Source organism: Nonomuraea sp. NPDC048881, from assembly GCF_040649795.1.
Lineage (GTDB): Bacteria > Actinomycetota > Actinomycetes > Streptosporangiales > Streptosporangiaceae > Nonomuraea.
In genome coordinates, this window is sequence record NZ_JBEZGC010000002.1 from 90,723 (window position 1) to 109,275 (window position 18,553).

Genomic DNA, 18,553 nt, shown 5'->3' on the forward strand with positions numbered 1-18,553 from the left:
GCCGGGCATGCGATCTCTGCGCGACTTCGCCGCCGGCGTCGGCTTCTTCTTCCAGGGTCTCGGATGGGTGTCGCGGCACGGCCGGTGGTGGCTGTTCGGGCTGATCCCGGCGGTGATCGCGTTCGCCGTCTACGTGGCGGCGCTGATCCTGCTCGGCACCCACGCGCGCGACGTGGCCGAGTTCTTCACCCCGTTCGCCGACTCGTGGAGCTGGGCCGACCTGTTCCGCACGCTGGTCGGCATCGCGATCTTCCTCGGCGGGCTGGCGCTGGCGGTGCTGACGTTCACGGCGCTGACGCTGGCGATCGGCGAGCCGTTCTACGAACGGCTCTCGGCCGAGGCCGACCCGCTGCCCGGCGCGGTGGAGCAGCCGTGGTGGCGGACGCTGCCCCGCTCGATCAGGGACAGTCTGATCACCCTGTTCTACGTGCTGCTGTTCACCGTGCCGCTGTTCTTCCTGGGGTTCGTGCCGGTGATCGGCCAGACGGTGGTGCCCGTGGTCGGCGCCTTCGTCTCCGGGTTCTTCCTGACGGTCGAGCTGACCACGCTGGCCCTCGAAAGGCGGGGGGTGGCCAGGAAGGAACGGTTCGCGCTGCTGCGCCGGAACATGGCGACCACGCTGGGGTTCGGGGTGGTGGGGTTCCTGCTGTTCCTGGTGCCGTTCGTGGCGGTGGTGGCCATGCCGGCCGCGGTGGCCGGCGCCGCCCTCCTCGTACGCGCCCGCACAACCCCCACCCCACCCACCAACCCACCCCACCTGACCCCACCGGCATAACCCACCCGCGCCCCCTCACCTGCGTGACCTCCCACCCGCCTGATCCCCCTCCCCGCTTCGCCGCCTGACCTGCCGGTTTGTTCCATTCGTGCGAGGTCGTCCACAGGGTGGGTCGTCGGGGCGCTCGTCATCCACAGAACCGCGCTCGGGCGTTTGCGAGGCGTGCCTCCCCGGCACCCTTGACGCTCATGACGACCAACGCCTCGGCCCCCTGCCTCACGCTCACCAGCCCGGCCGACATCCTGGCCGCCGTCCCCTACCTGGTCGGCTTCCACCCCCACGACAGCCTGGTCGTGGTCGGCCTCCACCGGGGCCAGGCCAAGGTGGCCGCGAGGTGGGACCTCCCGTTCCCCCGGGGCACCCTCGACCCCCTCCCCGGCCTGCTGTCCCGTGAAGGCGTCACCGAGCTGGTCATCGTCGGCTACGGCAGAGGCGACACGGTCACACCCGCCGTCGACGAGGCCAGGCGGCTCGCCGCCGCATCGGAGATCCGCGTGGGCGAGGCGCTCCGCGCCCACGAGGGCCGCTACTGGTCCTACGTCTGCGACCTGCTCCGGTGCTGCCCGCCCGAAGGCACTCCATACGACCCGACCACCAGCCAGATCGCGGCCGAGGCCACCGTGCGCGGCCTGGTCGCCCTCCCCGACCGCCGCAGTCTCGAACGCACGATCGCCCCCGCCGCCGGCCCGGTCCGCATGGCGATGCGACAGGCCACCGCCACCGCCGTCGCCGAGGTCCGCGCCCGCCTGGTGGCCGCCCCGGACCTGGACACCTTCGCCCGCGGCTACGTCGCCGAGGCGCTCGCCGAAGTCCGCGCGACCCTGACCGCCCACGCCGACGGCACCCGCCTCGACGACATCGCAGCCGCCCGGCTGGGCCTGGCCCTGACCGTGATCAGAGTCCGCGACGAAGCCTGGACCATGATGCGCGAGGCCCATTTGCCTCTGTGGAAAGACCTCACCCGCCGCCTGGAGCCCCGCTTCGTCCCGCCGGCCGCCTCCCTGCTGGCCATGGCGGCCTGGCGTACGGGCGACAACATCCTGGCCACCATCGCCCTCGAACGCGCCCTCACCACCGACCCCCACTACTCGATGGCCAATCTCCTGATGCACGCCCTGCAGAGCCTGCTCTCACCCGCCGTCGTCCGAGACCGCCTGCCCAGCCCCGCCGAGCTCGACACCGCCATGGGGCCGGCCAACGGCGGCTGGCTGATCCCCATGCTCGGCCTGCTCGACGACGTCCCGCCCCCGCCGGGGCCCGACCGGCACCGGGGGCCGGGCGGGAGCGCATGAAGAAAGGGTGCCGGTGGCCTCCACCAGCACCCTTTCCGCCGGAACTACAGGCTGCCTTCTTCGCGGCGCCGGCGCTCGTTGTAAGCACGCATCCGAGGGGGATAGCCCGTCAGCTGCACGTCGTACACCGGTAACGCCAGATCTCGGGCCACCTTGTGGATCACCGCGGGCGACCCGACCCTGCGCCTGGTCCACTCGCCGTCGTCGGCCACCGCCACAGCGGTCGTGTCGGTGGCGAAGGTCTCAGGCTCGACGTAGAACTCGACGCCACGCCGCGAACGTGCGAAGGCGATGAGCGCTTCGATGTCGGCATCGGTCGCCTCGCGGTCGAACCGCGCGATCTTCTGCCCGCGCAGCCGACGGATACCGTAGCGGTCTCGCCATCTCATGGATCCTTTTTATACCGTCCGGAGCGCCGGTGTCGGGGATGATCTCGGGGACAGCTCGGGGTTTCTCCCGATGGCACGTCCGGCTCCGAGGACGCAGTATGAAAGTTGACTGCCGATTCCAAGGAGAGGCATGACCATCATGGCTGGGGTACCCAAGACCCCCGGGCCGGGACAGGTGCCGCCAGCTCATCTGCGCGTCACCCACCAGGACCGAGAGCACGTCGTCGAGCACGTCAAGGCTGCCTACGCGGAGGGCCGCTTCGACAAGCTGGAGTTCGACGACCGGCTGGAACGTGCGATGACCGCGCGTACGCACGGCGACCTGATGCCCATCATGAACGAGCTGTACGGGACGATGGCGGTGCCGAGATTCGCGCCGCCGATGCCCCGGCCGGTCCGTCCGGAGCGGGCTCCGGAGAGCAACGAACGCGTCCAGGCCGCCCTCGGCCACTTGCTGATGGCCGTCGGGATCCCGGTGGTGGGCCCGTTGATCCTGCTGCTCACGGCGGCCAAGACCTCTCCGTACCTGCGGCGGCATGCGCTGGAGGCCCTGAACTTCCAGCTCACCGTGGTGGGGGCGAGCTGCATCCTGCCGCTCACCGTCATCGGCATCGTGCTGCTGCCGGTGATCTGGGTCGGCGCCGTCGTCCTGGGCATCGTCGGTGGCATCTCAGCCCTGGCCGAGAGCAGCTTCCGCTACCCGCTGACGGTCCGCCTGGTCAAGTAACGCCTCCCGGCAGCACGCGGGGGAGCCTGCTCTCGACGAAACGGCGGCGTGCGCACGGGTTGGAGAGAAGCCGACGCGCGGCGGCGGCTAAAAGACGGACGCGCGGATCGCAGATGCGGGGGTCTCGCGGGTACCGGATATCGGGGGGATATCCGAGAGGTGGATCGCGACGTCCAAGGATCTGGATCAGGACCGAGCGATGCCGAGACCCGGGAACTCAGATCGGGCTCAAGGGATGTCGGGGGACGTCTCAGGAATCGCGGGGGACCGGGGGCCGAGACACGCGGTACCGGAACCAAGGGACGTCGGGGGACGTCCGGGGACATCGGGGGCGTCCCCGGGAAATCGGGGCTGGGGATTAGGGGCGGGGCCCGAGGGATCACGGGACCAGGACCGCATCGAGGTATCCGGAGGTGCGGAGGACGAGGGATCTCTGGTCAAGGGCCCCGTGGGATCAGGGCCGCGACCGGGGAGCGTCCGGGGAGCCGGACCGCGGGGGACATCGAGGGCGTCCCCAGGATATCGGGGTGCGAGGATTTCCGGTCGGGGCCCGAGCCATTGAAACCGCGGTATCGGGCCCGCGATCGGGTAGCCGTTCGGGGAGCGGGCCTGCGGGATGTCGGGGGACGTCCGGGAATGGCAGGGGGTCGGGACCCGGGCATCTGGACCGTGGGACGTCGGGGGACGTCCGGGAACATCGGGGCGTCCCCGAGGAATCGGGGTGCGGGGATTCAGCGGCGGGGGCCCGAGCCATCGAAATCGCGGTATCGAGACCGCCATCGAAGAGACGTCCGGGCAGCGGGGCCGAGGGATTCAAGGACGTCTGGAAGAGCAGGGGGCACGGGGTTCGGATCGCGGGCTGCGGTAACGGCCCGACGGATGTCAGTGATGTCCGGAACCAGTTGTCCATCTAGGTCTCCAGGGATCCCGGTCGCAGCTCCCGGACGTCCCGGAGCCCAGTCCTCGGGTTCCAGCCCTTCGGGCAATCCGGTCGCAGCCCCGACATTCCGGGTTCGGTCCCCCGGGCGACCGATGTCCGTCCCCCCGAACATCCCGATCCCGATGTCGCGGTTCCATCTCCTCGGCTCCCCGGCCCTCCGATAGAGACCGGCGATCGGGGCTGGGATGTCGGCAGCCAGGATCGGCGCATTGTGGGATTCGTGGTGGGCGGTGTTGGGCGAGAGCCCGGCCCGCCCCCAGGGACGAATGAGCGGGGGCGGGGCCGAGGAGAGAGACCGAACGCGGTCAGCGGGCCAGAACTTCGTAGCGGACGGTCATCACGCCCGCCCCCAGGCTGCCGATCGCGTCGAACGCGGCCCTGGAGAGGTCGAGGCACCGGCCGCCCACGTACGGGCCGCGGTCGTTGATGCGTACGGTGACCGCCGAGCCGTTGCGCGGGTTGGTGACGCGGACGCGGCTGCCCAGCGAAAGGGTCTTGTGCGCGGCGGTCATGGCGGAGGGGTTGAAGCGTTCGCCGCTGGCCGTCATCTGGGGCTCGCCGTAGTACGAGGCGCCACACGTCCCGGAGGACAGGACGCGGACCTTCGGCTTCGTGGCCCGGAGCTTGACCGGCTTGACGGTCTTGGTCGTCTTCTTCGCCGAGTCGGACGTTGCCGCGTCGGATGCCGCCGTATCGGACGAGGCTGTGTCGGAGGCCGGCGTCTCGGTGGCGTCGGGCCGGGCGGCAGCGGGGGCCTTCGGCGCGGGGTTGGCGCCGTGCGGGGAGTTCGGGACGCCCTTCGCGCTCGGCCCCGAAGCAGTGGAGGTCGAGGCGCTGGGGCTCGAAGCCGTGGGAGCCGGGGTAGTGGTCCTGGCCTGGGAGACGTTGGCCGCGACCGGCGGGTTGGGGGTGCCGGTGGAGGTCGCCGTGGCGGCGTCCTTGGCGGCGGTGGTGCCGGGGGCATCGTTGCCGACGGCGGCCCAGGCGGTGGTCGAGGCGGCGGCCACTACGGCGGCCCCAGCGGCGATGGCGGTCCAGCGGCGCTTGCCCGGGGAGAGCTTGCGGTCGTTGGGGGACGATTTGTGGGAGTGCTGGCCCAAGGTAAACCACGGTCCTAGCTAGGGGACAGGAAAGGGAAAGGCCAGGTCATGGGGGTGGGAGGCGTGTGACGGCCTGTCCGCCCGCAAGGGATGGGGGATCCGGCGGGCGAGGACGAACATATGCGACAAACAGCAGGTAAAGACAACTTAATGCGACATACAGTGACATATCTCACTTAAGGGCGCAAGAGGCCCAGAACGTCGAGCGTACGCCGAGGATCTTGGGGTTTCCGAAGAACGACAGAACTCGTCTAACACCACGCCTCAGGCCAACCCGACCGCAGCCCACAAACGGGCGCAACTTGATCTAAGGCCGCAACTGGGCTGACCGTGATCTAAGGCCGCAACGGCCCCAACCTGCCCAACCCGCCCCTCAGGTCGAGACCGAGGGCATCCTCACGCCATGAACAGCAGAGCACGGCGACAAGACGGCCACCCCCTCCTCGCCGCTCTTCACTCGCCGCGGTGCCTGCTCTTTGGACGTGCAGTCCGTCCTGGGAGGGGGCGGGGGATCTGGCGGGAAGGTGGCGCGGCGGTCATGGGTGCGGACTCGTAAGGCGTTCGGGAGTGTGTGCAGGTGGAAGCGATGGGAGCTCCAGGTGACCCCTCGCTTACCTGCACGGGCCGGGCTCTGCGCTGCGGACGTGCAGGCCGGCGGGCGTGGTCAGAGCATGAGGGAGCGGACGGTGGCGACGGTGTCGGCGTCCTCGGGGCGTTTGTCCGGGCGGTAGCGCAGCACCCGGGCGAACCGCAGCGCCATCCCCCCGGGGTAGCGCGGCGAACGCTGCACGCCGTCGAAGGCGATCTCCACCACCAGCTCGGGCCGCAGCTTGACCGCCCATTCGTCGGTGGGGCCGTCGGCGAGTTCGAGGAAGCGTTCGGTCTGCCAGGCCAGCAGCTCGTCGGTGAGCCCCTTGAACGTCTTGCCGAGCATGACGAACCCGCCCTCGGGGTCGCGCGCGCCCAGATGCAGGTTGGACAGCTTGCCCTCGCGCCGGCCATGGCCCCACTCGGCCGCCAGGACGACCAGGTCGAGCGTGTGCCGGGGCTTGACCTTGATCCAGCCCGCGCCGCGCCGGCCGGCCGCGTACGGGGAGGACAGGGACTTCACCACCAGGCCCTCGTGGCCCGCCTTGACCACGTCGGTGAAGAACTTCTCCGCCTCGGCCACGTCGGCGGTGATCAGTCGCGGCGTCAGCAGACCGGGCGGGACGGCGCGGGCCAGGGCCTCCTGGCGCTGCGAGTACGGCAGGTCGAGCAGGTCGGCGCCGTCGGCGCGCAGCGCGTCGAAGAAGAACACGCTGAGCGGGGTCTGCTCGCGCAGCCTGGCGACGTCGGTCTTGCTGGAGACGCGGCTCGCGGTCACCTGGAACGGGTGGGGACGCCCGTCCGGCCGCAGCGCGAGGACCTCGCCGTCGAGCACTAGGTCGGCGGAGTCGAGCCCGAGCACCGCCTCGACCAGCTCGGGCACCTGCGCGGTGATGTCGTCGAGAGTGCGGGTGAAGACCCGCACCTGCGCGCCCGAGCGGTGGGCCTGCACGCGTACGCCGTCGAGCTTCCACTCCAGGGACGCGGGCGAGCCGGCCTTCTCCAGCGCGGCGGCCACGTTGGGTGCGCTGCCGGCGAGCATGGGGGAGACCGGCCGCCCCACCTCCAGCTTGAACGCGTGCAGCGCCGCCACGCCGCCCGTCAGCGCCGCCGCGCCCACGGCGGGCAGCCAGCCGCGCAGGGTGAGCGCCCGCCGCACGTCGGCCGACGGCGCGCCGGACGCCTTGGCCAGCGCTTCGATCATCACGCCGTCGAGGGCGCCCTGGCGCAGCTCGCCGTTGAGCAGCCTGCGCATGAACTGCTGCTCCTGGCTGGTCAGCCCGGCGAACAGCTCGGCGACCAGCGCTCTGCGCGCCGCCTGCGAGCCGGGGCCGGAGACGGCCTTGATCCGGGTCAGCAGCGCGTCGACGGTCGTGAGGGTGGCGGTGGCGGCGAGTTTGGGCTGCGGGACGTCCTCCAGTGAGCGCCAGCCCACGCCGATCTGGCGCTGCGGCAGGTCGCCCGACAGGTAGGCGATGGCGATCTCCGCCTCGTCCGGGCCGACCCGGGCGAGCAGCTCGGCCAGATGCCCGACCTTGCCCAGCCGTGCGGAGGTGCGCGTCACCGCGTCGGAGGTCCGGACCACGTCGATCAGAAGCACACCGCTATCGTGCCTCACCACGCCGACATTTCCCCACCCGATATGTGCCGGGTTTTCCAAAGCAGGGGTAGCCGGGCGGGCCACCGTCGGCGGCCCGCCCGTTCCCGGTCTAGCTGACGCCGAGCAGGTCGACCACGAAGATCAGCGTCTCGCCGCCCTTGATGCGCGGCGGCGCGCCGCGGTCGCCGTAACCGAGGTGCGGCGGGATGACCAGCTTGCGACGGCCGCCGACCTTCATCCCGGCGACCCCGCGGTCCCAGCCCGCGATGACGCGGCCGCCCCCGAGCGGGAACTCGAACGCCTGGCCGCGGTTCCACGACGCGTCGAACTCCTCCCCGGACGAGAACGAGACACCCACGTAGTGGACGCTGACGTTGTGGCCCGGCTTGGCCTCGGGGCCAGTGCCTTCGACGAGGTCGACGATCTCCAGGTCGGCGGGCGGGTTGCCCTCGGGGAAGTCGATCTCGGGCTTCTCGAGTGCCACGAATGTGCTCCTGTTGACGATGACAATAACCCGACGACTCTATGCCGTCGGGGTACGGCCGTCGTTCATGCCCGCCCTTTCTCCCGGCGCCGGGCCGCCCGAAGCCGGGAGAAAGGGCACGTCACCGGCGCCGGTGGATCACCAGCTCTGGTGCAGCGGCATGCCCTCGGCGTAGCCGGAGGAGCTCTGGATGCCGACGACGGCCTGCTGGTGGAACTCCTCCAGGTTCGCCGCGCCCGCGTACGTGCACGACGACCGCAGGCCCGCGACGATCCCGTCGATCTGGTCCTCCACGCTGGGCCGCTTGGGGTCGAGGTACATGCGCGAGGTCGAGATGCCCTCCTCGAACAGCGCCTTCCTGGCCCGGTCGTAGGCGGAGTCCTCGGCCGTCCTGAGCCGTACGGCGCGGGAGGAGGCCATGCCGAAGTTCTCCTTGTACTTGCGCCCGTCGGCGTCGGTGCGGGCGTCGCCGGGCGACTCGTACGTGCCGGCGAACCACGAGCCGATCATGACGTTGGACGCCCCGGCCGCCAGCGCCAGGGCCACGTCGCGGGGGTGCCGGACGCCGCCGTCCGCCCAGACGTGCCTGCCGAGCCGGCGGGCCTCGGCCGAGCATTCGAGCACCGCCGAGAACTGCGGCCGCCCGACGCCGGTCATCATCCGCGTGGTGCACATGGCGCCCGGCCCCACGCCGACCTTGAGGATGTCGGCCCCGGCCTCGACCAGGTCGCGCACGCCCTCGGCGGTCACCACGTTGCCCGCCGCGACCGGCACGCCGGGGTCGAGCGCCCGGACGGCGCGCAGGGCGGCGATCATCTTCTCCTGGTGGCCGTGGGCGGTGTCCACGACCAGGCAGTCGGCCCCGGCCTCCAGCAGTTCCTTGGCCTTGGCGGCGACGTCGCCGTTCACGCCGACGGCCGCGGCGATGCGCAGGCGGCCCTGGGCGTCGAGCGCGGGCTGGTAGAGGGTGGCCCGCAACGCGCCCGTGCGGGTGAGGATGCCGACCAGCCGGCCCTCGTCGTCCACGATGGGGGCGAGGCGGTGGCGGCCCTCGTGCAGGCGGTCGAAGGCGCCGCGCGGGTCGAGTCCGGCGGGCAGCGTGAGCAGCTCGCTCGACATGACCTCGGACAGTTGCGTGTACATGTCCACGCCCTGGCAGTCGGCCTCGGTCACCACGCCGACGGGCCGGTTGTCCCAGTCGACGACGATGACCGCGTTGTGGGCGCGTTTGGGCAGCAGTTGCAGCGCCTCGCCCACGGTGTCGTGCGGGGTGAGGGTGAGCGGCGTGTCGTGGACCAGGTCGCGCTTCTTGACCCAGTCGACCACGTCGGCGACGACGTCGAGGGGGATGTCCTGGGGGATCACGGTGATCCCGCCGCGGCGGGCCACGGTCTCGGCCATGCGGCGGCCGGCGACCGCGGTCATGTTGGCGACGACGACGGGGATCGTGGTGCCCGTGCCGTCATTCGTGGAGAGGTCGACCGCGAGCCGCGATCCGACCGAGGAGCGCGACGGCACCATGAACACGTCGCTGTAAGTCAAATCGTAACGAGGCTCTTGGTCGTTGAGAAACTTCACGTTCATCCATCTTATGGGGTGACAGGTCCAACAAGGGGTTTCCCCCGTTCTCCGGGGCTTATGATCGGCCGGGGACATATTTGGGGGAGGTAAGTCGTGGACATCGTCGAACGGGCCGAGCTGACCGTCGTGGGCTTCGCCGTACGCACGACGAACGCCGACGAGGCGGATCCGGCGCGGGCCGCGTTGCCCGCGCTGTGGCAGCGGGCGGGCGCGCCGGGGGCCTTCGCGCACGTGCCGGGCCGCATCGACGAGAACCTCTACGCGGTGCTGACCGACTACGAGAGCGACCACACCGGCGCCTACACGCAGATCGTCGGCATCGGCGTGCGCACGGTGCCGCGCCTGCCCGAGGGCATGGTGGCGGTGCGCGTGCCGGCCGCCAAGTCGATCCGGCTGGCGGCCCGCGGGCAGCTGCCGCAGGCGCTGATCGAGGCGTGGCAGCAGGTGTGGCAGCACACCGAGTCGGGCGGCCAGCCCTCCCGCGCCTTCACCACGGACCTGGAGGTCCATCACTTCGAGGGCGCCGACCTCTACGTGGCCGTCTAGGCCCGGGGGGTCACAGGCCGAGCGCCTCGGCCGCCGCCGCGACGGCCGTCGGCTTGACCTCCTCCAGGGGAAGGCCGGCGTACTCGACCGTGCAGTCGGCCATGCCGCCGAGCGCCAGTGTGGCGCGGATCTGCTGGGCCTGCGTGAGGTCGGGGCCGAGCAGCAGGGCGATCAGCTCGCGCCGCCATTCGAACATGCGCTGACCCAGGTCGAGGTAGGCCAGGATCGAGATGTCGCGCACCATCATCCCGGTCACGTCGCGGTGGCGCCACATGAGCTCGAAGTAGTCGTCGAGCAGCGCCCGCGGGTCGCCGGGCTCCTGCCTGGCGGCGAAGCGCTCGAAGTCCTCCACCAGCGGCTGCACGATGCTGCGCACCAGGTCGTCGCGTGAGGCGAAGTGGTAGTAGAGCGCCGGCTTGGTGATGCCCAGCCGGTCGGAGATCTGGCGCAGGCTGGTGTTCTGCACGCCCTGCTCGGCGAACAGCTCGCGGGCCACCGCCTGGATACGGGACTTGGTGTCACTGGGCATGCCTGAAGTTTATCCCTTACCTACCGTTAAGTAAGGGCGCGTGCTAGCGTGGACTTACCAACCGTTAAGTAAGGAGGGGTCCATGAAGGTCCTCGTCTCGGGCGCCAGCGTCACCGGGCCGGTGCTGGCGTACTGGCTGACCAGGTACGGCTTCGAGGTCACGGTGGTCGAACGCGCCCCGGCGCTCAGGAAGTCGGGCGGCCACGCGGTGGACCTGTTCCGGCCCGCCATGGACATCGTCGAGAAGATGGGGCTGCTGGAGCCGGTCATGGCGAGGAAGACCGGCACCGACCGGCTCCGGGTCCACCGCGAGGGCCGGGCGCGGCCCGTGGAGCTGGAGCTGCGCCGCATCCTCACCGCCGTCTCCGACCGGCACATCGAGATCATGCGCGACGACCTGAGCGAGGTCTTCCACGAGGCCACCCGGCACGACGCCGCCTACGTCTTCGGCGACTCCATCGCCTCGATCGCCGAGGACGGCGAGGTGCGCTTCGACAGCGGCCGGCAGGACCGCTTCGACCTGGTGATCGGCGCCGACGGACTGCACTCCAACGTGCGCCGCCTGACCTTCGGCCCCGAGGAGCGCTTCGCCGCCTGGATCGGCGCGTACCTCGCCGTCGCCTCCGTGCCGAACTTCCTGGGGCTCGACGGCCGGATGGAGGCCATGGCGGGCGAGGGCTACATGGCCGCCGTCTACAGCGCCGCGCACATGGACGACGCCCGCGCCGGCTTCCTGTTCAGGACGCCGGAGCCGCTCGACTACCACTACCGGGACGTGGCCCGGCAGAAGGAACTGCTGCGCGAGCGGTTCGGCGGCCTCGGCTGGCAGGTCCCCAGGATCCTGGACGAGGTGGACCGCACGTCCGTCTTCTACTTCGACTCCATCACCCAGCTCAGGCTCGACTCCTGGTCACGCGGCCGGGTGACGCTGGCCGGCGACGCCGGTTACTGCCCGGGGCCGGCCGTGGGCGGCAGCACGAGCCTGGCGGTCGTGGGGGCGTACGTGCTGGCGGGCGAGCTGGCCGCGCACGGCGGCGACCACCGCACGGCCTACCCCGCCTACGAGGCCGAGATCGGCGAGTACGTGCGCCGCAGCCGCGCCTTCGCCCGCCGCGCGGCCAGGGGGATCGTCCCCGGGAGCCGCTTCGACGTGTGGGCGCTCACCCAGGGCATCCGCCTGGTCAACCACCTGCCGGTCGCCCTCACCAGGGCCGCCACCAAGATCAGCAGCAAGGGGGTGCGCCTGCACGACTCGATCCGGCTCAAGGACTACGCCGCCCACGCGCGCCCGGCGACGTCGTCCCGCCCCTGACGAAGGCTCAGGCCAGCACGCCCTGCTCCCGCAGCTTCTCCGCCTCCGCCGCCGGCAGCCCCCACGCGGACAGGTCCGTGAGGCGGGTGGCCGGCGACAGGTCCGGGTCCGGCACGCCGAGCAGGCGCGGCGCGGGCACCGGATGGGTCACGCCGCCGACCTCGGCGAACGTGCCCCGGGCGACGTTGTGCGGGTGCCGCGCGGCCTCGGCCATGGACAGGACGGGCGAGACGCAGGCGTCCGAGCCCTCGAACAGGGCCTCCCACTCGGCACGGGTGCGCTTGGCGAACTCCTCGGCCAGCCGGGCCTTGAGCGCGGGCCACTGCGTCCTGTCGTTGCGGTCGGGCAGGCCGGTCAGGCCCATCAGGTTCACCATGGCGTCCCAGAACTGCGGTTCGAGCGAGCCGACGGCCAGGAAGCCGCCGTCGGCGGTCTCGTAGGTGTCGTACTGGGGGGCGCCGGTGTCGAGCAGGTTGGTGCCGCGCGGGCCCCAGAAGCCGCTCTGCGCGGCCTGGTAGAACATCGAGAACAGCAGGGCGGCGCCGTCCACCATGGCGGCGTCGATCACCCGGCCCTTCCCGGTGCGCTCGCGTTCGAACAGGGCCAGCAGCACGCCGTAGGCGAGCATGAGGCCGCCGCCGGCGAAGTCGCCGAGGATGTTGATCGGCGGGGTCGGCTTGCCGCCCTCGCGGCCGAGCATCGACAGCACGCCGGAGATCGCGATGTAGTCGATGTCGTGGCCGGCGGTGGGCGCGAGCGGGCCGTCCTGGCCCCAGCCGGTCATCCGGCCGTAGACCAGCCGCTCGTTCACCGCGTGCAGGTCGGCGGGGCCGATGCCGAGCCGTTCGGCGACGCCGGGACGGAAGACCTCGATCACCACGTCGGCGTTGCGGGCCAGCTCCTTGAAGGCGGCCACGCCCTCGGGCGACTTCAGGTCCAGGCCGATCGTCCGCTTGCCGCGGTCCATGACGTCCGTACGAGGTCGGTCGGAGACGGCCTGCACCCGGTCGACCCGCAGCACCTCGGCGCCGTGGTCGGCCAGCATCATCCCGGCGAACGGCCCCGGGGCCAGCCCCGCGAGCTCCAGCACGCGCACTCCGGCCAGCGGGCCGCCACTACCCTTCGACATGGACATCTCCTCGACAGTCGCACAGGCAAACGGTTGTCTTCACGGCTCCGAACCTGCCTCAGTAGAACAACATTCGGCAAGTCGTGGCAAGCGGCCTTTTGCGTCCTTCCCGCGAACTCGTGGGAGGTATGGGAAACTTGCCCACTGTTCGGGTGGTCTACAGATCGCCGGCGTCCAGCGGCTGTCTGCAGCAGGCGCTCGCGCCGCTACAGGGGTAGGACATGGTTTCGGAGAGCAACCGGCTTGTCGCCAGGCGCTACCAGTTACGGCGCGAACTGGGCCGCGGGGGTATGGGCGTCGTCTGGGAGGGTTACGACACGCTGCTCAACCGGCAGGTGGCCATCAAGGAGGTGCTGCTGCCCGAGGGGCTGTCGCCGGGCGAGCAGGAGCGCCACCTCATGCGCACCGCCCGCGAGGCCCGTACGGCGGCCAAGCTCAACCACCCCTCCGTGGTCGCGGTCTACGACGTGGTCGAGGAGGGCGGCCGGCCCTGGATCGTCATGGAGCTGGTCGCGCACCCCTCGCTCGAAGAGGTCGTGGCCACCTCGGGGGCCCTGCCCGTGCGGCAGGCGGCCGACGTGGGCCGCCAGGTGCTGTCGGCGCTCAGGGCCGCCCACGAGGCCGGGATCCTGCACAGGGACGTCAAGCCCGCCAACATCCTGCTCGCCGACGACGGCCGCGTGGTGCTGATGGACTTCGGCATCGCCACGGTCGAGGGCGACGCCTCGCTGACCAGGACGGGCATGGTGACCGGTTCGCCCAGCTTCCTGGCCCCGGAACGGGTGCGCGCGGACGAGGCCGGACCGCCCTCCGACCTGTGGTCGCTCGGCGCGACGCTGTTCGCCGCGATGGTCGGCCGCTCGCCCTTCGACCGCGGCGAGGCCATGGCGACGATCAACGCGCTGCTCAACGAGGAGCCCGACTACCGGCGCATCCCGCCGATCATGCACCCGATCCTGAAGGGCCTGCTGCGCAAGGAGCCCGCCGACCGGGTGGACGCCGAGGAGGCCGACCGGCTGCTCGCGGCCATCGAGGTGGCGGCCAAGCCCGCCTACACCGACCTGCCGGAGAAGAAGCCGGGCAGCGGGCGCGGGCGGGCCGTGCTGGCCGTGGCCGCCGCCGCCGTCGTGGTCGTCGCGGGCGGCGCGGTCGCCTACTTCAAGCTCGCCACGCCCGCCGAGGGCGCCCCGCGCACCGCCCAGCCGGCCGCCGCGGCCAGCCCGCTGAGCCCGTCACCCTCGCAGCAGCCCACGACGAGCCGGCCGCCGTCGGCGACCCCCACGCCGACCGTGCGGCGGGTGCGCCCGGCCGTACGCGCGTGGACCTCGCGGGAGGGCTGGTCGATCCTGCGCCCGATCGGCTGGCGGGGCGCGCTGCGCGAGTCCGTCACCGAGTGGACGCGCCGCGACGGCAACGCCCACCTCGGCGTGGAGGCCCTGTACTCCAGCCTCGACGCCAACCAGATCCTGCGCGACTCGGAGGAGACGCTGCGGCAGGAGGGCCAGGAGGTGATCAGCCGCGGCCGCCGCGTGGTCAACCACCGGGGCGTCAAGGCGGTCGAGTGGGAGTTCTCCTGGACCGCCGCCAGCGCCGCCGGCACCCACTGGATCAGGCCGGGCATGACCTACCACGAGGTGCGCCGCGCGGTGGTGTCCGGCGAGACGGCCTACATCCTGTCGTGGACGGTCACCCAGGACCAGTGGCTGCGCAACAGGGCACTGATGCGACAGGTGATCGACAGCTTTACTGTGAAGGCATGAGCCCCTGGAACCTGCTCGCCCTGCCGCCGCTCCCCGAGGAGGCGACGCGCGGCCTGCTCGCCCCGCTCGGCGACCGGGTGACGGTCCGCGTGCCCGCCACCCGCGACCGGGCCGGGCTGCTGGCCGAGCTGCCCGAGGCCGAGATCGTGCTCGGCGACTGGACCTCCACGCTCGTGCTCGACGCCGAGGCGGTCAAGCACGCGCCCGCGCTGGCCTTCGTGCAGCAGCCCTCGGTGGGCGTCGACGGCCACGACCTGGCCGCCCTGGCCGAGGCCGGGGTGCCGCTGGCCAACACGCCGGGCGTCAGCGCCGTCGCGGTGTCGGAGTGGTGCCTGGCCGCCACGCTGTCGCTGTCGCGCCGGCTGGGGGCCGCCGACGCCGCCGTGCGCGCGGGGGAGTGGCCGCAGCAGGGCCTGCGCCCGCGTGAGCTGAGCGGCCGCCGGGTCGGCGTCGTCGGGTACGGCCCGATCGGCGAGAACTGCGTGCGCCTGTTCGGCGCCCTGGGCTGCGAGGTCTCCTACTGGACCAGGTCCCCGCGGCAGGCGCCGGGCCGCGCCGACCTGGAGACGCTGGTGGCCGCCAGCGACGTGCTGGTGGTGGTGATCGCGCTGTCGGAGGAGACCCGCGGGCTGATCGACCCGCGCCGCATGAAGCAGGGCGCCCTGCTGGTCAACGCGGCCAGGGGCGGCGTCGTCGACCAGGCGGCGCTGGTCGCCGCGCTGCGTGACGGGCACCTCGGCGGGGCCGCGCTCGACGTGTTCGACACCGAGCCGCTGCCCGTCGGCGACCCGCTGCGCGATCTGCCGGACGTGCTGCTGTCGCCGCACGCCGCCGGGGTGACGCCCGAGGCGACGACGCGCCTGCTCACGGCCGTGCTGGACAACCTCACGGCGGCACTGGAGGGACGAGAGGTGCGTGCCGTGCTCAATGGGGTCTCACCCCTGGTTCGACGCAGATTTCCGCATTTGCCTGCCACATAGGCGTTTCACCTGGCACGATGAACAGTTTTCGTGTCTTTAACGACCCCGGTCTGTTCGAGCCGGGCTGCGGGAGATACGGTCTTACGGACGATCTCTACCAGCTCAAGGGGGTGCTTCCGTGACGACGACGATGTCGACACACCAACGGGCAGTAGAGCAGATCCGGCAGTCCTACGCCGAGATCCCCGGCGACGCCGCTCCCCGGTTGGCCAAGTCCACGTCCAACCTGTTCAGGTTCCGTGACGGAGGCAGGACGGCCAAGCTGTCGGCCAGAGAGCTCGACGAGGTCATCAGCGTGGATCCGGCGACGATGACGGCCGAGGTCCAGGGCATGACCACCTACGAGCACCTCGTCGAGGCCACGTTGCCGCACGGGCTCATGCCGTACGTGGTGCCGCAGCTCAAGACGATCACGCTCGGCGGCGCCGTCACCGGCCTCGGCATCGAGTCGACCAGCTTCCGGGACGGCCTGCCGCACGAGTCGGTGGAGGAACTGGAGATCCTCACCGGCGACGGCCGCATCGTCGTGGCCCGTGACGACAACGAGCACCAGGATCTGTTCCGCGCCTTCCCCAACTCCTACGGGACGCTCGGCTACGCCCTGCGCATCCGGATCAAGCTCCGCAAGGTCCAGCCGTACGTGCACCTGACGCACATCAGGTTCACCGACGCGGCCAAGTGCATGCTGGCCATGCAGGAGATCTGCGACAGCATGGTGCACGACGGCGAGCAGGTCGACTTCGTGGACGGCGTCTTCTTCGACCCGGAGGAGATGTACATCACGCTGGGCCGCTTCGCCGACCGCGCGCCCTACGTCTCCGACTACACCGGCATGCGCATCTACTACCAGTCGATCAGGCAGCGCAGCCGCGACTGGCTGAGCATCCACGACTACCTGTGGCGCTGGGACACCGACTGGTTCTGGTGCTCGCGGGCGTTCGGCGTGCAGCAGCCGGTGGTCCGCTCGCTGATGCCGCGCCGCTGGATGCGCTCCGACGTCTACCGCAGGCTCGTCGCCCTCGACCGGCGGACCGGCCTGACCGCCCGCATCGACCGCTGGCGCGACCAGCCCGTCCAGGAGTCGGTCATCCAGGACGTCGAGGTGCCGGTCGAGCGCGGCGCGCAGTTCCTGGAGTTCTTCCACGACAAGGTGGGCATGACCCCCGTCTGGATGTGCCCGCTGCGGTCGAGCTCCCAGTGGCCGCTGTACCCGCTGGAGCCCGGGAAGCTCTACGTCAACTTCGGCTTCTGGGGCATGGTCCCGCTGCCGCGCGGCCAGTTCGACGGCTACTACAACAGGCTCATCGAGGACTCGGTACACGAGCTGGACGGCCACAAGTCGCTCTACTCGACCTCCTTCTACGCCCGTGAGCAGTTCTGGGAGCTGTACAACGGTGATGCTTATTGGCCGGTCAAGCGGGAATACGACCCGAACGGTCGCCTGCTGGACCTGTACGAAAAGTGTGTACGGGGAAGGTGAGCATGGCTCTCGCAAGCATCTTTGAGAAGATCGTCGGCTCTGACGCGAACATCTCGTTCATGGCCTATGACGGCAGCAAGGCCGGTCCCGACGGCGCCGACCTCGGTCTTGAGGTCAAGTCGCCCATCGCGGTGGCCTACCTGGCACAGGCCCCCGGGGAACTGGGTCTGGCCAGGGCGTACATCTCGGGGCACATCGACGTGCACGGCGATCTGTACACCCTGCTCGACCGCATGTGGAACATCACCACCAACGACCTGACCGCGGGCGAGAAGCTGGCCGCCGTACGGTCGCTGGGCGTCAAGCCGTTGCTGATGCGGGTGCCGCCGCCTCCGCAGGAGGTGCGTCAGAGCGCCCTGGCCCGGCTCGGCTCGCGGCACGCCAAGCAGCGTGACGCCGAGGCGATCCACCACCACTACGACGTGTCCAACCGGTTCTACCGGTGGGTGCTGGGGCCGTCCATGGCCTACACGTGCGCGACCTACCCCGAGGAGGGCGCGACGCTGGAGGAGGCCCAGTACACGAAGTTCGACCTGGTGGCCAGGAAGCTCGACCTCAAGCCGGGCATGCGCCTGCTCGACGTCGGCTGCGGCTGGGGCGGCATGGTCATCCACGCCGCCAAGCACTACGGCGTCAAGGCGCTGGGCGTGACGCTGAGCCGCCAGCAGGCCGAGTGGGCCCAGAAGGCGATCGCCGACGAGGGCCTCCAGGACCTCGCCGAGGTGCGCTTCATGGACTACCGCGACGTGCGGGAGACCGGCTTCGACGCGGTCAGCTCCATCGGCCTGACCGAGCACATCGGCAAGGACAACGTCCCGTCGTACTTCGAGTTCCTCTACGGCAAGCTCAAGCCGGGCGGCCGGCTGCTCAACCACTGCATCACCCGTCCGACGGGCAAGGAGAAGACGTTCAACAAGGGCGGCTTCATCAACCGCTACGTCTTCCCCGACGGCGAGCTGGAGTCGGTGGGCTGGCTGATCAGGCAGATGGAGGACATCGGCTTCGAGATCCGCCACGAGGAGAACCTGCGCGAGCACTACGCCAAGACCCTGCGCCACTGGTGCGACAACCTCGACGCCAACTGGGACGAGGCCGTCCAGGAGGTCGGGATGGGCACGGCCAGGGTGTGGGCCCTGTACATGGCGGGCTGCATCGTGGGCTTCGAGCGCAACAAGGTCCAGCTGCACCAGGTGCTGGGCGTCAAGCTCGACGACGACGGCCGGTCCGGCGTGCAGCTGCGCCCGGCGGTCAACTGGCCGTGACGGGCGGGAGAGGGCCCCTCGCCCTCTCCCCACGTCTCACCCCCCAAGGCGCTGTCCGAACGGCCGGCCTCACAGTCCC

Annotated in this window: 16 protein-coding genes; 9 read left to right on the plus strand and 7 right to left on the minus strand. The window is 70.9% G+C overall.

What is annotated here, in order from left to right; translation table 11 throughout:
• Positions 1–7: 7 nt before the first annotated feature.
• Complete coding sequence (locus AB0C33_RS06025) at positions 8–775, plus strand: EI24 domain-containing protein (protein ID WP_358284111.1); 768 nt, start codon at positions 8–10, stop codon at positions 773–775.
• A gap of 188 nt (positions 776–963) precedes the next feature.
• A complete protein-coding gene (locus AB0C33_RS06030) occupies positions 964–2,067 on the plus strand; it encodes a DUF4192 domain-containing protein (protein WP_358284114.1) in 1,104 nt (367 codons plus the stop codon).
• A 44-nt stretch (positions 2,068–2,111) separates the two neighbouring features.
• Here the strand turns inward: AB0C33_RS06030 and AB0C33_RS06035 are convergent, their stop codons facing one another.
• Positions 2,112–2,456: a hypothetical protein gene (locus AB0C33_RS06035; RefSeq protein WP_352327808.1), complete on the minus strand. Its 345-nt coding sequence runs from the start codon at positions 2,454–2,456 to the stop codon at positions 2,112–2,114.
• A 130-nt stretch (positions 2,457–2,586) separates the two neighbouring features.
• Between AB0C33_RS06035 and AB0C33_RS06040 the strand changes: the two genes are divergently transcribed.
• A complete protein-coding gene (locus tag AB0C33_RS06040; RefSeq protein ID WP_358284116.1) occupies positions 2,587–3,183 on the plus strand; it encodes a DUF1707 and DUF4870 domain-containing protein in 597 nt (198 codons plus the stop codon).
• Positions 3,184–4,428: 1,245 nt separating this feature from the next.
• Here the strand turns inward: AB0C33_RS06040 and AB0C33_RS06045 are convergent.
• The 4 genes from AB0C33_RS06045 to AB0C33_RS06060 all read right to left on the minus strand — a co-directional run bounded on the left by AB0C33_RS06045 (position 4,429) and on the right by AB0C33_RS06060 (position 9,473).
• Entirely contained in the window at positions 4,429–5,223 is a 795-nt protein-coding gene (locus tag AB0C33_RS06045) for a septal ring lytic transglycosylase RlpA family protein (protein WP_358284118.1), read from the minus strand.
• A gap of 664 nt (positions 5,224–5,887) precedes the next feature.
• Positions 5,888–7,411, minus strand: a complete 1,524-nt coding sequence (locus AB0C33_RS06050; protein ID WP_358284120.1) for an ATP-dependent DNA ligase — start codon at positions 7,409–7,411, stop codon at positions 5,888–5,890.
• Positions 7,412–7,520: 109 nt separating this feature from the next.
• Positions 7,521–7,895, minus strand: a complete 375-nt coding sequence (locus AB0C33_RS06055) for an FKBP-type peptidyl-prolyl cis-trans isomerase (protein ID WP_352357863.1) — start codon at positions 7,893–7,895, stop codon at positions 7,521–7,523.
• Between the two features lie 138 nt (positions 7,896–8,033).
• Positions 8,034–9,473, minus strand: a complete 1,440-nt coding sequence (locus AB0C33_RS06060; protein WP_357965821.1) for a GuaB1 family IMP dehydrogenase-related protein — start codon at positions 9,471–9,473, stop codon at positions 8,034–8,036.
• 96 nt (positions 9,474–9,569) lie between these two features.
• Here AB0C33_RS06060 and AB0C33_RS06065 point away from each other — a divergent pair, with 96 nt between their 5' ends.
• Entirely contained in the window at positions 9,570–10,022 is a 453-nt protein-coding gene (locus AB0C33_RS06065; protein ID WP_358284121.1) for an effector binding domain-containing protein, read from the plus strand.
• 10 nt (positions 10,023–10,032) lie between these two features.
• On the opposite strand, the gene AB0C33_RS06070 is transcribed toward AB0C33_RS06065, so the two are convergent.
• Complete coding sequence (locus AB0C33_RS06070) at positions 10,033–10,551, minus strand: helix-turn-helix domain-containing protein (protein ID WP_358284123.1); 519 nt, start codon at positions 10,549–10,551, stop codon at positions 10,033–10,035.
• Between the two features lie 82 nt (positions 10,552–10,633).
• Between AB0C33_RS06070 and AB0C33_RS06075 the strand changes: the two genes are divergently transcribed.
• Positions 10,634–11,863: an FAD-dependent monooxygenase gene (locus tag AB0C33_RS06075; protein WP_358284125.1), complete on the plus strand. Its 1,230-nt coding sequence runs from the start codon at positions 10,634–10,636 to the stop codon at positions 11,861–11,863.
• A gap of 7 nt (positions 11,864–11,870) precedes the next feature.
• On the opposite strand, the gene AB0C33_RS06080 is transcribed toward AB0C33_RS06075, so the two are convergent.
• Positions 11,871–12,992: a CaiB/BaiF CoA-transferase family protein gene (locus AB0C33_RS06080; protein ID WP_358284127.1), complete on the minus strand. Its 1,122-nt coding sequence runs from the start codon at positions 12,990–12,992 to the stop codon at positions 11,871–11,873.
• A 221-nt stretch (positions 12,993–13,213) separates the two neighbouring features.
• Between AB0C33_RS06080 and AB0C33_RS06085 the strand changes: the two genes are divergently transcribed.
• The 4 genes from AB0C33_RS06085 to AB0C33_RS06100 all read left to right on the plus strand — a co-directional run bounded on the left by AB0C33_RS06085 (position 13,214) and on the right by AB0C33_RS06100 (position 18,474).
• Positions 13,214–14,752, plus strand: a complete 1,539-nt coding sequence (locus AB0C33_RS06085) for a protein kinase (protein WP_358284129.1) — start codon at positions 13,214–13,216, stop codon at positions 14,750–14,752.
• Entirely contained in the window at positions 14,749–15,732 is a 984-nt protein-coding gene (locus AB0C33_RS06090) for a 2-hydroxyacid dehydrogenase (RefSeq protein WP_358284132.1), read from the plus strand. Before AB0C33_RS06085 ends, AB0C33_RS06090 begins: the two co-directional genes overlap by 4 nt.
• 130 nt (positions 15,733–15,862) lie before the next feature.
• Entirely contained in the window at positions 15,863–17,212 is a 1,350-nt protein-coding gene (locus AB0C33_RS06095; protein ID WP_358285930.1) for an FAD-binding oxidoreductase, read from the plus strand.
• A gap of 2 nt (positions 17,213–17,214) precedes the next feature.
• A complete protein-coding gene (locus AB0C33_RS06100; RefSeq protein WP_352357847.1) occupies positions 17,215–18,474 on the plus strand; it encodes a cyclopropane-fatty-acyl-phospholipid synthase family protein in 1,260 nt (419 codons plus the stop codon).
• Positions 18,475–18,553 lie beyond the last annotated feature (79 nt).

Coding starts and splice junctions, on each gene's coding strand:
- AB0C33_RS06025 (WP_358284111.1), top strand. CDS start 8: ATGCGATCTCTGCGCGACTTCGCCGCCGGCGTCGGCTTCTTCTTCCAG.
- AB0C33_RS06030 (WP_358284114.1), top strand. CDS start 964: ATGACGACCAACGCCTCGGCCCCCTGCCTCACGCTCACCAGCCCGGCC.
- AB0C33_RS06035 (WP_352327808.1), bottom strand. CDS start 2,456: ATGAGATGGCGAGACCGCTACGGTATCCGTCGGCTGCGCGGGCAGAAG.
- AB0C33_RS06040 (WP_358284116.1), top strand. CDS start 2,587: ATGACCATCATGGCTGGGGTACCCAAGACCCCCGGGCCGGGACAGGTG.
- AB0C33_RS06070 (WP_358284123.1), bottom strand. CDS start 10,551: ATGCCCAGTGACACCAAGTCCCGTATCCAGGCGGTGGCCCGCGAGCTG.
- AB0C33_RS06075 (WP_358284125.1), top strand. CDS start 10,634: ATGAAGGTCCTCGTCTCGGGCGCCAGCGTCACCGGGCCGGTGCTGGCG.
- AB0C33_RS06080 (WP_358284127.1), bottom strand. CDS start 12,992: ATGTCGAAGGGTAGTGGCGGCCCGCTGGCCGGAGTGCGCGTGCTGGAG.
- AB0C33_RS06085 (WP_358284129.1), top strand. CDS start 13,214: ATGGTTTCGGAGAGCAACCGGCTTGTCGCCAGGCGCTACCAGTTACGG.
- AB0C33_RS06090 (WP_358284132.1), top strand. CDS start 14,749: ATGAGCCCCTGGAACCTGCTCGCCCTGCCGCCGCTCCCCGAGGAGGCG.
- AB0C33_RS06095 (WP_358285930.1), top strand. CDS start 15,863: ATGTCGACACACCAACGGGCAGTAGAGCAGATCCGGCAGTCCTACGCC.
- AB0C33_RS06100 (WP_352357847.1), top strand. CDS start 17,215: ATGGCTCTCGCAAGCATCTTTGAGAAGATCGTCGGCTCTGACGCGAAC.